This is a genomic window from Thiothrix fructosivorans (assembly GCF_017349355.1).
GTDB classification, from domain to species: Bacteria; Pseudomonadota; Gammaproteobacteria; order Thiotrichales; family Thiotrichaceae; genus Thiothrix; species Thiothrix fructosivorans.
In genome coordinates this window covers 72,045-88,590 of record NZ_JAFMPM010000005.1, presented here as the reverse complement: position 1 = coordinate 88,590, position 16,546 = coordinate 72,045, and the positions used below count along the sequence as shown (strand labels likewise).

The 16,546-nt window shown below is 51.4% G+C and carries 7 protein-coding genes; 5 read left to right on the top strand and 2 right to left on the bottom strand.

All coding sequences use genetic code 11. From position 1 onward, the window contains the following. The first annotated feature begins 77 nt into the window (after positions 1-77). The gene (locus J1836_RS01450; RefSeq protein WP_207249493.1) at positions 78-1,259 is read left to right on the top strand and encodes a helix-hairpin-helix domain-containing protein; all 1,182 of its coding nucleotides are present in this window, start codon (positions 78-80) and stop codon (positions 1,257-1,259) included. On the opposite strand, the gene pgsA is transcribed toward J1836_RS01450, so the two are convergent. Then, a complete protein-coding gene (pgsA, locus tag J1836_RS01445) occupies positions 1,256-1,804 on the bottom strand; it encodes a CDP-diacylglycerol--glycerol-3-phosphate 3-phosphatidyltransferase (protein ID WP_207249492.1) in 549 nt (182 codons plus the stop codon). The genes J1836_RS01450 and pgsA overlap by 4 nt on opposite strands. Before the next feature lies 1 nt (position 1,805). Next, positions 1,806-3,638 (bottom strand): excinuclease ABC subunit UvrC, encoded by a 1,833-nt coding sequence (gene uvrC, locus J1836_RS01440; RefSeq protein WP_207249491.1) that lies wholly within the window; start codon positions 3,636-3,638, stop codon positions 1,806-1,808. 114 nt (positions 3,639-3,752) lie between these two features. Here uvrC and J1836_RS01435 point away from each other — a divergent pair, with 114 nt between their 5' ends. The 4 genes from J1836_RS01435 (at position 3,753) to J1836_RS01420 (ending at position 16,538) form a co-directional block, all read left to right on the top strand. After that, entirely contained in the window at positions 3,753-5,135 is a 1,383-nt protein-coding gene (locus J1836_RS01435; protein WP_207249490.1) for a DUF2201 family putative metallopeptidase, read from the top strand. A 191-nt stretch (positions 5,136-5,326) separates the two neighbouring features. After that, the gene (locus tag J1836_RS01430) at positions 5,327-5,776 is read left to right on the top strand and encodes a hypothetical protein (RefSeq protein WP_207249489.1); all 450 of its coding nucleotides are present in this window, start codon (positions 5,327-5,329) and stop codon (positions 5,774-5,776) included. After that, positions 5,739-15,230 (top strand): PA14 domain-containing protein, encoded by a 9,492-nt coding sequence (locus J1836_RS01425; protein ID WP_207249488.1) that lies wholly within the window; start codon positions 5,739-5,741, stop codon positions 15,228-15,230. The genes J1836_RS01430 and J1836_RS01425 overlap by 38 nt, the downstream gene beginning before the upstream one ends. 27 nt (positions 15,231-15,257) lie before the next feature. Further along, a complete protein-coding gene (locus J1836_RS01420) occupies positions 15,258-16,538 on the top strand; it encodes a DUF1501 domain-containing protein (RefSeq protein WP_207249487.1) in 1,281 nt (426 codons plus the stop codon). The last annotated feature ends 8 nt before the right edge of the window (positions 16,539-16,546 follow it).

Sequence of the window (16,546 nt, the reverse complement as noted above, 5' to 3'; positions counted from 1 at the left end):
CCTAAAAACCGGCAATTGTTGCCGGTTTTTGCTAGCAGGATGCTAGCCGCGCCCCACATGAATAAGGAATGACACTCATGGACACCGCCAATAACACCTATACCTTCGGCATGGCAACAGGCGAGATCGTCAGCCTGTTGCTGCTCACTTTTCTCGTAGGTATGTTGCTATGCTGGCTGCTTCGCCAAGCAGGGCTTTGCTGCAAAACTCGCAAAACATTCACACCATTACCGAACAGTAAATACCATACCCGTGACTTCGACATAAATACGACCAATGCCCATGCCAAACAGGCTGTGCCGGACGTGTATGTCCCCAAAGTTAAGATGCAACCCAGACTGGTGGAAATACCCGAAGAAATAACGCTACCGGCATGGATAGCAGCCATCGACCCGCACAAACCGATCATTGACCCACCCGATATGACATTGGCTACCGACACGGATCTGACGGTAGATACTGATTTTACGCTGGATACCGATCTGGATATGCCCATCGTGCAAGCATCCTCATGGTCGCTTCCAGCAGCTCCCACTAGCATCGAACTACCAGAAATTGATCCATTACTAGCTGCAATAGATCCACACAAACCCATCATCGACCCACCTGATATGGAATGGGAAACACCACTATCACTGGAAGCACTGACCATGCCAATTGAACCACCGAGTGCCGATCTCGACGAGCCACCGCACGATCCGCTACTGGCGGCAATTGATCCACACAAACCTATTATCGACCCACCTGATATGCCCGAAGCAACACCAACCACTGGTAATCTTTTGAATAGCTGGTTACACAAAGCCAAAGAAGGTGTCGAACACCTCACCGAAAAAGCGACACCCGCAACCAACGAATGGCTACACAAAGCCAAAGAAATCGGCAACGAAATCTCCGCCAAAAGCAGCTCACTCACGTCTGCTGAAACACTCGCCAAAGGTGGTTCTACCCTCGCCGCACTAGCCGCCAGTGCCAAGGAACTCACCGAAAAGCTCGCCAGCAATCTGTCGACCAAACACGATGATCTGCAAAAACTGGTCGGTATCGGTCCTACTTTTGCCTCGGTATTGCACCGTGCAGGCATCCACACCTATGAGCAGTTATCGGAAACATCTCCCCAAAAACTCCAAGCACTGCTGATTGTGGAAGACGAACAGTTCAGCAAACACGACACCTCAAGCTGGCCTAAGCAAGCAGCTCTCGCTGCTTACGGTGAGTGGGCACAACTCAAAGCATACCAAGACAGCCTGTCACCCTAATCCTTAAAAGCACTGCGCAGGTACTGCACCATCGACCAAACGGTCAGTACCGTCGCCACTGCCAATGCCACCATACCCCATTCCCGCAGCGGAAAAATCCCAAACAAATCTTGATTGTAGAGCAAGAAAATCAACGCAATGATTTGCGCGGTGGTTTTCAACTTGCCGATAAAAGCCACCGCTACTTTGGAACGATTGCCGGATTCCGCCATCCACTCGCGCAACGCTGAAATCACAATTTCGCGCCCAATAATAATCGCCGTTGCCAAGGTAATCCAAACATTGGTTTCGCGTTCCACCAGCAAAATCAACGCCACGGCAACGATCAACTTATCCGCAACGGGGTCAAGAAATGCGCCAAAGCGTGATTCTTGCTGCCACAACCGCGCCAGATAACCATCTGCCCAATCGGTCACGCCCGCAATCCCGAATAAGGTTGCCGCCGCCAACGGTGCCCAAGGTCGATCCAAATAAAACAGAAATACCAACAGCGGAATAAACGCAATTCGCAGCCACGTCAGCAACACCGGCAGGTTGAACACCATATCAACTCTCTTCCCCGTTAAAGAAATCATAAATTTTACGGGCGAGTGTCGCACTGATGCCGGACACTTTCGCCAACTCTTCTACACTGGCTCGCTCAATCGCTTTCAAGCCACCAAACTGTTGCAACAATACTTGCCGCCGCTTTGCACCCAAACCCTCGATTTGTTCCAACGGCGACTGGGTACGTGCTTTTTGACGACGCGCCCGATGCCCCGTAATCGCAAAGCGATGCGCCTCATCACGGATTTGCTGAATCAAATGCAACGCGGCGGAATGTTCCGGCAAGGCTAAACGCCCTGTACCCTGCTCAATAATCAAGGTTTCTAAGCCGGGCTTGCGTCCCTCGCCTTTCGCGACACCGACCACTTCCACGCCCGTAACGTGCAACTCGCGCAAGACATCCAACGCTTGCGCAACCTGACCTTTACCGCCGTCAATGAATAGAATATCAGGGAGTTTGCCTGCTTGCTCGACAGCATGACGAAATCGCCGAGTCAGCGCTTGATGCATGGCTGCGTAATCATCACCTAGCTGGATACCGTCGATATTATAACGGCGATATTCCGTTTTTACTGCGCCATTCAGATCAAATACTACACAAGATGCCACCGTTGCTTCACCCATTGTGTGGCTGATGTCGAAACATTCCATACGCGCAGGCAAACTGTCCCGCTGCAAGGCTTCCTGCAAGGCGAACAAGCGTTGCTGCATTCCCGCTCGTGACAAGACCTGCATTTGCAAGGCTTGTTCGGCATTGCGTTGCGCCAGTTCGACCCATTTGCTGCGTTCACCGCGTTGCGGCTGGCGAATCACCACTTTGCGACCTTGCTTGAGCGTGAGCATATCCGCCAACACATCGACATCATCGGGCATTTCCGACACCAGAATTTCGGCAGGTACGTCGTGATTCAAGTAATACTGTGCCAAAAACGCACTCAGAATAGTCGCCATGCTAACGTCGTCATCGGGCAAACTGGGGAAAAAATTGCGGTTGCCGAGATTATTGCCATTACGCACCGTGAATACCTGCACGCTAGCCAGCCCTGAACCGACGCAAAGCGCCACCACGTCGACATTGCCATTGCTACCGCTGACGTATTGCTGCTGGGAAATGTGCCGTAAACTCTCGATCAAATCACGGTATTCCGCTGCCTTCTCGAAATTCAGGGTTTGCGCGGCACTCTCCATTTTTTGCACCAAATCATCAATCACTTCTGGGGTGCGACCTTGCAAAAATTGCACGGCATGGCGAATGCTTTGGTCATACTCCGGCTTGTCGATCAGCCCCACGCACGGCGCACTGCACCGCTTAATCTGGTATTCCAAACACGGGCGCGACCGATTGGCGAAATAACTGTCTTCGCATTGCCGTGCTTTGAACAATTTTTTCATCAAGTGCATGGTTTGGCGTACCGCCCCGACGCTAGGGTAAGGGCCAAAATATTGCCCCGTTTGCTTGCGTGACCCTCGGTAAAATTCAATGCGGGGGTATTCGCCCGCTGTAATGTGGATGTAGGGATAGCCTTTACCGTCTTTCAGCAAAATATTGTAGCGTGGCGCGTGTTGCTTAATTAAGTTGCTTTCCAGCAACAAGGCTTCTGCCTCGGTATTAGTAATCGCAAGGGCGACGTTGCAGACTTGCTTAACCATCGCGAAAATGCGCGGATTGGTCAACGTGCCGCGAAAGTAGCTAGACAGGCGGTTTTTCAGGTCTTTAGCCTTACCGACGTAGAGGATTGTGCCGTCTTTCGCCAGCATACGGTACACGCCCGGCTTGTGCGGCACGGTCTTGAGAAAATCTTGGGGGTCGAAACGGGGCAAGTCGGTTTGCATAGTGGGTATTTTGCCACAGCGTGGGTGAAGTTGCGCGGCAAGAATTGTACGCGAATTTGCACCACTGCCCCGTGCCCACTACCATCAGAGTTTTCATCAATTAAGCCGCTCACTATGCCTGAATTTGATCTCAAAGCCATCGAAGATAAGCTGGTTGCTGCCCGCACCAAACTGATCCTCGACAAACCGTTTCTCGGTGCGCTGGTATTGCGGCTGCCGTTACACATTGCCAACCCCGCATGGTGTCCGACCACGGGGACAGATGCTCGCAAGTTCTACTACAACCCCGAATACGTGCAGGAATTACGCACCGACGAGGCGCAATTTGTGCTGGCACACGAAGCCTTGCATTGCGCCCTATCGCACTTCGCCCGCCGCGCCCACCGCGTCAAACACCGCTGGGATTTGGCGTGCGATTACGCCATCAACCCTATCCTGATCGCCGATGGGCTAAAACCGCCACCCGGCATGATCATGATGAAAGAATACGTCGGCATGAGCGCTGAGGAGATTTACCCGCTCCTCGATGATAACGACATGACTGAAACGCTGGACCAGCACCTTTACGACAAGGAAACCAACCCATCGGAAGGCAGCAGCGACACCAGCGAAAACCCGCTGGATAACCGCGACAAACAAGACAATCCCACCCATGCGGATGACACCTCCGAAGAATCCGATACGGATGCCGAACCAGACACCGACACCCCACCGCAACAACCTGCTGAACAAGATGCCAGTGAATCCGGGGAAGCCGAATCCCAACTGCAAGATGCCAGCGAAGGCGACGGCAAAACTCAACAACAATCCCCCAATGAACCCACCGAAGACGGCGAACCCCCACCACCACCGTTAAGCCAGCAAGAAGCCGAAGACCTCAGCGTACAATGGCAACAACGCCTTGCCGGAGCAGCACAACAAGCACAACAAGCCGGAAAACTCAGCGGCATCATGAAACGCTTGGTGGAAGAATTGCTGCAACCTCGCCTACCGTGGCGCACCTTGCTGGCGCACTACATGACGGCGATAGCACGCGATGATTACAGCTACGCCCGCCCTTCCTCCCGCCGTGGCGACCCCGCGATTTTCCCGACACTCAAAAGCTACCAAATCAATGCGGTGGTCGCGCTGGATGTGAGCGGCTCGGTGAATGACAAAGAATTGCAGAATTGTTTGTCGGAAATCAACGCCATCAAAGGGCAAGTTCGCGCTGCCGTCACGTTACTCGCGTGTGATTCCGAAGTAGTAGCAGGTTTTCCGCGCCGTTTTGAACCGTGGGAAGAAGCGACATTACCGCAAGCCATGCCCGGTGGTGGCTCGACCGATTTCCGCCCTGTGTTTGAATGGGTGCAAACCCAAGATCAGCAGCCGGATATTTTGGTGTATTTCACGGATGCGCAGGGGTATTTCCCCAAAGTGCAACCGAATTATCCGGTGATATGGCTGGTGAAAGGCAAGTCACCCGTGCCGTGGGGGACACGGGTGCAGTTGAATTAACGCTAAGATTGCACGCAATCAACACAACATTCGGGCGTGTTGTGGCGGAATGTTGCCATTATGTTGGTGGACTCACATGAATCATTAGTGAATTTGCGTCACTTTCCTTACTTAGGAGTGGTAAATTAGTAGCCATATAGATAGAATCAGCTAATTGCGAGAAAGCTGATTATATACGGGTGATGAAAGTTATGGGGGCTCAAGCTGTGTGGCAACGTGTTGTCTTAAGCGGATTATTGTCGGTTTTTCTGTTTATCAGCAGCGTAAGCGCGGGGTTTGCTGCTGAAAACTTCTCTAGTCATGCCTATGCACTCTATCCCACAGCGGCGGCACTGGAAAAAATTAGCCCTTTACACCGTATTTCCCTACAACAACTAACTGATCAAACCCGTATTAGCCAAGCCGTCACTACCTCACTTGCCGCAACTAACGTGATGCCGCTAGGTCATCGAGCCTTACTCAACCTCGACCTTGATTTCCTGCAAATTGCTAAAACGGCTGATCTGCTGACGGATGCCAAAGGCAAACCATTGTTGGTTACGGTAGGAGATGGCAGTAACTTACCTGATCACGGCATTTGGATGGACAAAGGGGTAACCGCCGTTGCAGCACGGGTTGGTGAGTTTTTTCCGGCAATATAAGCTTGCTGGCGGGGCAGCAGATTTCATCAGCTTAGATTATCAAGCGTTAGCCTTGAACGCCGATGACATTAAAGCGGCAGGAGAAGCTTCTGGGGATTTGGCAGCTTATTTACTGGCTATTCAAACCGATACACGCTTTGCCCCCATCCAAACACAATTAGGCTTTGCCGATTTAATCTCCATGTATGCGGGGGATACACAAGCCACCCAACGTCAGCAAACATGGAACGCGGTAATGAAAGCGCGGATGGCAGCATACTTAAACCAAGCCTTCTACACGCCTTTGCAAGCACAATTTAAAACGGCGCAAGTGGTGGCGCGTGATCAAGCCTATTATTCGGGCAGCGTAGCGATTCCCGGTGAAAACACCAAAGCCAGCGCGGCGATAGGCACAGGGCAGAGCAAAACCTTGAGTGGGCAGATGCCGAAGGCAGGGTTAGCAATCAATCAGACTACTTATACTGCCAGTGCCTTTAATGCTTTCCGCTATGAAATCAATCGTTTGCGAGGTTCTGCATTAGCTTCAACACGTCCGCTTTACCCTTATTTGACTAACAAAAACCAAGCAGCAGTGACAACGGGTTATACCGCGTTATTAACAAATTCTGACTTGTATCAGGAAATGCTTTTGCACGCAGGGCTGACCGGAGCACGGAAATTCGTGTATTTGAACAATACGAATTCGGCAGCGGATGATGCACTGGTTAATCAAGTATTCGGTGAGTTTGACCAACAGGTAGGCACAACCGCAGCGCTGACCCGCTTGGCTGATAATGGGGTCGATTGGGCACAACCTTTTGTGCTAACCCCAGCAACAACTGCCAATGGCAAAGTTTGGCGCTTTACCCCAAAGTTGGCGACTGGGGCGAATGTAGCGAGTGTCACGGAAAGTGATTATCCGGCTAAATTTGCTTTGGAGGGTGGCTTACACGTCACTGTACCCAGTGCGCGAGTGCAAACCGTTACAAAGGCAGTGTCCAACCAAGGGGTTTGGTTGCGTGAGGAAGCGTCAGCGGAATTACTGACTTGTCCAGCACCTGTGGCAGGACAATCTTGCGTGGCTTATTACAAAGGCACAGACACCAATACCCAACCAGCGCTGATACTGGAACAACCTATCAGTGTGGATGACAGCGGCAGCAATTCGCCGTTATTTGTAAAAAATTGGCTGTCGGGTGGGCCAGATGCAGGCATTGGGGCAGACGGATTTACGGCGCAATACCATGCTACGTTGAATGTTTTAGGTGGTGATTACCGTTTTACCTTAAAAGCGGATGATAGCGTGCGCGTGTGGATTGACAATGTACTGGTTCTGAATGGCAACACCACCGCAGCGACCGCTACCCGTACCTTGACAGCAGATTTGGCATTGACAGCAGGCGCACATACGGTACGCATGGAATACACCGACATCAATTCCAATGCCGCAGTGGATTTATCGTTCAAACGCATGGCGTGCAGCTTGTCCAGCGGCAAAATGTGCCTGACATTCGTCGATAAAACCAGCAAAACACTGATTGCGGATACCACCACCACGCAAACAACGAATGGCATCCAATTCGATTTCAGCAAGTTTACTTTTCCACAAGGAATCGACCTGTCCAGCGGCTTATTGATGCGTTGGGATGGCCTGTTTAACATCGCCAAGGCGGGAGATTATGCATTTGACATTCGCCACGGGCGCGGGGCACTGAAAATATGGGTAGACGATGTATTGCTCTATGAAAATACGGGTTCTGTCGCCAATAGCCTCAGCCAAGCACTAAAAAATCTCTCAGCGAATAATCACCGTATCCGTGTGGAACTGAAAGCAGTCACGGGCAGCTATCTGGACATCCGCTGGCTGGCGGCTTTGGGCAATTGTACCACAGTGCCACAAGGGACGTTTTGCGGGGAATTCTTTGACAACATGAAGCTGGAGGGTGTGGCAAAACGCTTCCAAGCAACCAATGCGATCAATTTTGATTGGGGCAGTGCCGCACCCATGAGTGGTGGTTTTCCGGCGGACAACTTCTCCGCGCGTTGGACGGGGGATTTTACCTTTGAAAACGGTAATTACACCTTCACCACCACCACGGATGATGGGGTAAGGGTGTGGCTGGATGATCGCTTGCTGATTGATTCTTGGAAAGATCAGTGGAACGGTGTCAATAAACAAGGTACGCCGATTAGCGCTGGAAAGCACCGCGTGAAAATGGAGTATTACGAGAAAACCAGCGGCGCCCTCGCGAAGCTGGATTGGGTAAAAGTGACGGATGGTTGCACCACGCTCCCAGACAACAAGTTCTGTGCAGAGTACTACGCCAACAACAGTTTGACCGATGGTCCTGTGAAGATTCGCGAAGATGCCAGCGTGGATTTTGCTTGGAAAAACACCTCCCCCATACCAGATATTGTCCCCGTGGATAAGTTTTCAGTGCGCTGGCAGGGCAATTTTAACTTTGTGGCGGATAAGTATCGCTTCATTGCCCAAGCAGATGACGGAATGCGTTTGTGGGTGGATGGCAATCTGGTCATCAACCAGTGGCAGACAAATGCCAATAGTGAGTATACCTATGACCTGCCGATGACCGCAGGTAAGCACCTCATCAAAGTGGAATATCACGAAGAATCTGGGGATGCGACCGCACGTCTCTCTTGGGCGCAAATGAAGGAATGCAATGGCATTCCAGTGGGTAGCTTTTGTGGAGCATTCTTTGATGGAGATGCCTTAGCAGGCACGGCAGTGCGCACTCAAACCACTCCAACACTGGATTTTGACTGGGGCGCTAACCGCCCAATGCAAGGCGTAAAATCTGATTTGTTTTCGGCACGTTGGTTAGGGGCATTTGATTTCAATGCGGGTTACTACCGTTTCACCGGCGAAGCAGATGATGGTGTCCGTGTCTGGATAGACGATGTGCTGGTGCTTGATCATTGGTCGATGGACTGGCAATGGCAAAGCAAGGTGCAATCCGTACCGTATGTGTCGAAAGGGCGACATACCGTCAAAGTGGAATACCGTGAAAGTTATGGCAGCGCCAAGATCAAATTGAGCTGGGCAGAAGTCGGCGGCTGTGCGGTCACGCCCGACAATGCGTTCTGCATGGAATTGTATAATAACCAAGATTTGAGCGGCTTCGCTCGACAAGTGTTAAAAACAGATGCAATAAACTTCGATTGGGCAGAGGGGCAGCCTGATCCGCTGGTGACAAAGGATGGTTTCTCGGCACGGTGGACAGGTAAATACCTCTTTGGTAACGGTAACTACCGCTTCGTTACCGATACCGACCAGGGGGTGCGTTTGTGGGTGGACGGCGTATTGGTTATCGACAAGTGGACGCAACAGAACAGTAAACAGCAGAAAGTCCTCAAATTGGCAGCCGGTTTACACACGCTGAAAATGGAGTATTTCGATTCATGGTCAGTAGCAAGAGCCAAGTTGAACTGGAGTAAGGTGCTTGAATGCAGTGCTACGCCGGAAAACCAATTCTGTGGCGAGTTCTACGCAACCCCTGATTTTAGCGGCGATGTCGCTGACGTGGTGTTGGCTGACCAGATTAATTTTGACTGGGTGGGTACAGCACCCAGCAGTTTCGTACCTAGTGACCGCTTCACAGTACGCTGGACGGGGAATATGCGCTTTGAACAAGGTTTATACCGTTTTCTCACCGATGTGGATGATGGGGTTAAAGTCTGGGTGGATGGTACTTTGCTGATTGATGCATGGACAGCCAAAGCACCGTGGTATGGCAAGCAGCGACAGCTCAGCGCCATGACGGCGGGTGTGCATAAGATCAAAGTGGAATACCTTGAAAATACAGGCAATGCTAAAGCAAAAGTCTGGTGGGAAAAAACGCCGGATTGCAGCACAGAAATCCCACAAGGCAAGTTTTGCACCAGTTTTTATAACACCAAGGATTTGACGGGCAAGGTAGCCGAAACCCGTTACGACGATGCCATCAATTTTGATTGGGGCAACACATCTCCACAAACGGGTATTAATGCGGAGAATTTTTCGAGTCGCTGGCAAGGTAAGTTCGATTTTGCTGAGGGCGAATACACCTTTACGGTCAGAAGTGATGACGGCTTCCGCTTATGGGTAGACGGGCAAGCACTGGTGAATGCATGGAAAAATCAGGGAGCAACAACCTATACCAAACGGATTTTCCTGACGGGGGGGCTACATACCGTTAAGGCTGAATATTACGAGGCCACTGGGGCAGCCGTAGCGCAAATGAATTGGAAAGCTGATCAGCTAAGTGAACCGCAAATGCCAGCAAACTTGCGCACCACAACGCTAGCACAGGATAAAGTCATCCTCGCATGGGATAACCAACCGATTGTCACCCAGTACAAGGTTTATAAGGATGGCCTTCTGTTAACCACCGTATCCACCCCCAGCGCCACGGATACGCTCGTGCAAGCCATGAAGCTATACAAATACACCGTATCAGCGGTATGGCCTAACGGTAAGGAATCCCGCCAAGCGACACTTACAGTCACCGTTCCCGATACGCAAGTACCCACCGCTCCAACCAAACTCGCGGTGCAAGCACTGACACCTGTGTCGGTCACGCTGACATGGACGGCAGCAACGGACAATATTGCGATCAAAGGTTATCAAGTCTGGCGCGATAATAAGCTGCTAGGGGAAACCAGCACAGAGGGATTTGTGGACAATACGCTACAAAGTTCGGGTAAATATTCTTATAAAGTCATGGCGGTGGATACGTCCGGTAATCTGTCGGCAGCTTCTGCTGCATTGAGCGTGACGACGAAGGATGGTACTGGCCCGACAACCCCAACAGGCGTAATCGCCGAGGTATTGACTCCTACCCAAATTGTATTGACATGGGAACCTGCTTCGGACAACGTGGGAGTTGCCAGCTACCGTATTTTGCGCAATGGCGTACAAATCGGCACAAGCACCCAAACCCGTTTTACTGACAGTAAAGCCATACAAAACACCCTGTATCGTTATCAAGTAGTCGCCTTGGATGCGGCGGGTAATACATCTGCTCCTTCTGCTGCGGTAGAAGTTACTAGCGGCGATGCCACTGCACCCAGCGCTCCATCCAATTTGACAGCACAGGTCAATACTACCCAGCAGGTACGTTTGGCTTGGGATGCGGCGACTGATAATAAAGGCGTTACTAAATACCGTATTGTGCGGGATGGACGCTTACTGGGTATGACCGCTCTGTTGGCTTACACCGACACAACGGTGCAAATTGGACGCAGCTATACCTACACAATCAAGGCACTGGACGCAGCAGGCAATGTTTCACTCGACAGCAATGCCGTGACCATCAGCCCAGACGGTATTTGTGAAACCACCCAGTTGTATTACCAACAGCAGGTGGAAAGTTCCATGAATAACTGCATCACCTGCCATGTGGCAGGCGGTATGGGACAAAATACCCGCTTCATCCTTTCCACGGCAGTGGATGCCAGCGCTCGCAATCTCGGTGCACTTAGCAGCGTTACCCAAACCTTGGGCAAACAAACAGTACTGGATAAAGTCAGCGGTAAAATAACCCACGGCGGTGGGGCAGTATTCACAGCGACATCCACTGACTACACGCTGCTATCCAATTTGTTAGGGCAATTAGAAACACCAGGACAATGCACTAACGTGCCGGATGTGAATGAGCCGGTGATGACCGCATCGTTGGCAGCGAACTGCGCCAGTTGTCACGGTACGTCAGGGGTCAGCGCTGGCCCTGCAACTCCCGGACTGGGCGGCATGGGCAAGCAATACTTAAGCAAAGTTTTGGCAGACTACCAAAGTGGTCATCGCGCTTCCACCGTCATGAAACGCATTGCCAAAGGGTATTCAGCCGATGAAATCAGCCGTTTGGCAGAGTTCTTCTCACAACAACCATTCATTGCGGCAACCCAAAACACTAATGCTACCCAAGTAGCACGAGGTCGGGATTTGCATACTCAATATTGCGCATCGTGCCACACGTCGGGCGGGAAAGATGTCAGTTTGACAGGCACACGTCTGGCAGGGCAATGGAAGCCATATATGCAGCATACTCTGAAAGATTACGCGGCAGGTCGTAGCCAAACCAATGCCAAGATGGCTGATGCGATGAGCTTGCTGTATAAGGCAGCGGGTGACAATGGTATCGCGGCTCTGGCTGAATTCTACGCCAGCAACGCGAAAGATACCCAACCACCAGAAAAACCAACGGATCTGGAAGCTGTTTCTTACACCCCCACCAGCACCACATTGACGTGGGTCGATTCTAGCGATGATTGGGGAGTTCTCCATTACGACATTTACCGTGATGGGGTGTGGGTTGGCAAAACCAGCTTTAATACTTTCACGGATTCTGGCTTGAAGGCAGGCAAGTACCAGTACACCGTAGTAGCTGTAGATATTTTTGGCAATCGGTCGGTGGTGAGTAGTGCGGTAACATCGGTCATCACCAGCGATGAAGTTGCACCGGATGGTGTGCTGTTGATGAATTATTCCGACACATTACGCAAAGCTTCGTTGTTATTGCTGAACCGCCTGCCAACCCAAGCAGAAACGGATGCAGCCAATACGGAAGAAGCCTTCCGCGTCACCCTGCGTCAAATGATGGATGTGAAAGGAGCAATGGATGCGTTTGTCTACCGCGCAGGGCATGAAGTATTCCTGAGCAGTGGAGCAGCCAGCATCGGTAGTGGTTCGGGGCTTTCTGCTAGCGACTTCCCAGCCATTAACAGCCTAACACAGGATGAAAAAAATGCTGCCAGTGATGCCGAGCGCAAAGAACCCGTGTTCTTGCTGCAATACCTTGTGGGTAACGATAAACCGTGGACGGATGCGTTAACCGCTGATTACACCGTTACCAACCCGCAACTGGCGAAAGCCTTGGGTGCAAACCCCGTCAGCGGCAGCTTTACCAATGCGACGGACGCGAAAGAGTTGCGTCCAGTCCGTATTCCACAGGTATCAGCACGCTACCCCGGTAAGGCATTCGCCCATGCAGGAGTAATGAGTACCAATGCCTGGTTGTCACGCTTCCCAACCACGGATACTAACCGCAATCGCCACCGTGCTTCACGGCTGTACAAACAGTTCATGGCACTGGACATTGAGGCATTGGCGCAACGTCCGCTGGATGACAGCAATAACGGTAATTATCTCGTACCGACTATGCAAAATCCTAACTGCATGGTGTGCCATACCATTATGGAACCGGTAGCTGGGGCATTCCGCGACTGGGGTGTCAATGCGCGTTATCTGCAAAACTTCGATGGGACAAAAGGCGGTAAGGATTCCTTGGCGAATGTTTATAAGTCCGGCAGCTATCCCTTGGATAACAATGGGCAACCGTGGTATCACACCGACGATACATGGTATCGGGATATGTTCCCCACCGGCTTTAATAACAGTACTGCCCCCGGTGGTTACGGCAATTATGCGAGTACAACCTGGGCAAGTTCCGCGAATCTGCTAAAAAGCCCTTCCGCCGAAAACGGTGTTACTGGCTGGACAGTGAATAAAGGCATACTGGAAACGAGCAATACTGCTGCGTGTTCGCGCATCCCACGCACACCCAAGACAGGTAGTTATCTATACCAAATTGGTTCTTGTAACACGCCTGTGAATGAAACCTTGGCATGGCAGGATGTAGACATTAGCTCATCCGCCATTCAAGTTGATCAAGGTAAGGCTGAGATCGATTTTGGTGCTTATTTCAGCTCCCTTGGTGGGCAAGATACCCCTTCCGTATGGGTCGAATATCTGGACAGTGCAGGCAAGAGCCTCGGTAAAACAGCCGTACTGACCGATAAGACTTCGTGGACTTGGACAGCTAAAACAGCAACGGCGAAAGTACCGAAAAGTGTTCGCAAACTGCGTTTTACCGTACAAGGGCTGCGTTCTACCCAAACATGGGCGGACAAATACACCGATGCGTATTTGGATGATCTATTCCTCCTTTTCAGGATACCCGACAGCAATGTACTGAACATTCCGGGAACACAAGACAACCTGCAATGGTTAGGGAAACAATTGGTACAAGACCCGCGTTTTGCTAAGGGTGGCGTGTATTTCTGGTACAAACCACTGTTCAAACGCGAACCCCTCAAAGCGCCGGTTGATCCGAATGCGGCGGGTTATGCCACCCAAATGGCTGCTTACAATGCGCAAGACGAAATCTTGATGCAAATAGCCAGCCGCTTTGCCTACGACCAAGGGCATGGTGCATGGAACGTCAAAGATTTGCTGATTAATATGGCAGCAAGCCCCCTGTTCCGTGCCAAAGCAGGCGATTTGTCGACAGAACGACAGCAGGTACTTGCGGACACGGGTTTGGCTCGCTTGCTGACACCGGAAGAATTGCACGCCAAAATCAAATCCCTCACAGGAACGGACTGGTCGCCTTTCCGCCCAGAAAATGCGTGGAACAGCAGCATGGGGCAGTTCTACGGTGGCTTTGACGGTGGCAGACTGCAAAGCAAACCCAATACCGACATGAACAGTTTAATGGGCAATATCCCCGAACGCATGGCCATCGAACTCAGTTGCAACGCGGTAGCGGATGATTTTCGACTCACCGCGAGCGGGCGCAAGCTGTTCCCATTCGTAGAAGCCACGGACACGCCAGTGTATGAGAAAGTTGATACCAGCACCCTCAACCTGCTGGTCAATTCGGGTGCAGAGAACGGCTTGGATGGCTGGACAGTGGAACAAGGCACAGCACGGGTATTATCTGGCAAAGCGGGCACTTGTGAAGGTGGACCTTCGATCAATAGCGGCAAGGCAATCTTCAACCCCGGTAGCATTTGTACCAACCCAACCCCGCTAGGACGCCTGTATCAGAACGTGGATATTACCGCATGGAGTGATGGTATTAACGCAGGTCAAACCAAAGCGTTGATTGACACCAATCAAACCAAAGCACTGGTTGATACCAGTAAAGCCAAAGTATTGTTCGGGGCAGCGTTGCGCGGCTGGAGTGTGAACAATGATGAAGCCAGTGTGTACCTAAGCTTCCGTGATGCGGCGGACAACGAACTGGCTACCAGCCAAATCCTTTCAGCTAAAGAAGGTTATTGGAAAACGGAAATGGCTTACGCCTCTATTCCAGCCAAAACCCGTAGCATCCGCTTCTACATGCAGGGCAAGCGCATCGACACCAGCACCAATCCGAACAATGACTCGTTCGTGGATGACACTTACTTACGGGTGATTATGTCGGACAGCGGCTATATGCCTGCCGGAGAGAAACGGGTACGCACCAATTTACAATACCTGTATCGACAATTCCTGAATGAAAAACTGGCAATAGACGATCCTGAAATCACGCGCAGCTTCAGCTTGTTTAGTGATGTATGGGCAAGCCGTAACGACAGTACGGATGCCGCTTGCCGCTTGTATTCCAGTTGGGAAGACCCGAACTACACCAAACGTGCGTGGGGCGTGGTCATGATGTACCTGATGAACGATGCCCGTTTCCTGTATGAATAATCAGCGTATAGGAACGGAGGATAGGCTATGAATAGACGTGACTTTCTGAAACTGGCGAGTGCGGCGAGCTTGGCTAGTGTATTGGCTGGGGCTGGGCGTAGTGCTTATGCCGCTAATTTGCATACGGGCAAGGTATTGCTGACCATACATCTGGGCGGAGGCTGGGACCACAGTTCCTTTTCCGACCCGCGTGAAAACCCTGCCATCAACCAATGGGCGAGTACCTTGAAAGCTGGGGGAGCAGGCAATTTGCGCTTCGCCCCAATGGCGGAGAACACCGCCTTTTTCAATAAGTATTACAACTCAATCTTGGTTATTAATGGGATTGACATCCAAACCAATGGGCATGATGCAGCTAGCCGTACCCGCAATACTGGCAATTTGATGGATGGCTTCCCTTCCACCAATGAGTTGTATGCGGCGGCGGTGGGGGCTGCGTTGCCCATGCCCTTTGTGCGCCAAGGCGGGTTCGACAGTACGGTGGGAATTATGCCGTTTACGGCACTGCCGGACGAAAACTTGTTACGTACCTTGGCTAATCCAAATTTTAATTCTGGTACGAAGACTTATTACGCGCCATCCCATTTAGATTTGCTGCACCGTTACGAGCAAGACCGCCTGACGGTGCAACAGCAACAGCCGGATAATCTGCCACGTTGGCAACGTAAGCTGGAGGAGCTGCAACGCGCCCGTGTGGGCAGTGCAGACATCAAAGCCTTGGGAACAGTATTGCCTGCTACGTTAGATACTAATGATTTAGCGGGGATGAAACGCAATGGCATCCGCGAATTACACATGTTCTTGGTATTGGCAGCAGCGGGCATGACGGCAACGGGGAGTTTTGGGACGGGTGGCTGGGATTCGCACGGCAATCATGACAATGCCCACACCAATACCTTGACCGACATGACGCGCTTATTGGATTACCTGTGGACAAAAGCCGACAGCATGGGGTTAGGCAATCGGCTAGTGGTACACGTCACTTCCGATGTAGGACGCACACCCAATTATAATGCCACCAACGGCAAAGACCATTGGTCATTGGGTAGCGATTTCATCATGGCGAAAAACGCACCGTGGGCAAACCGTATCGTTGGTGTCAGTGGACCTGCACACCAGCGCGTCAAGATTAACCCTAACACCTTACTGCCAGATAATAACGGCGTTTATTTACAAACCAAGCACATCCATACCGAACTGCGTAAATTGCTTGGCATTGACAGCCATGCGTTAGCACAGCGTTACAGCCTCAAGGCAGAAGCAATGGCTTTGTTTAACCCCGCTGTATCCAGTGGCATCAGGGTTTAGGGAGAAAA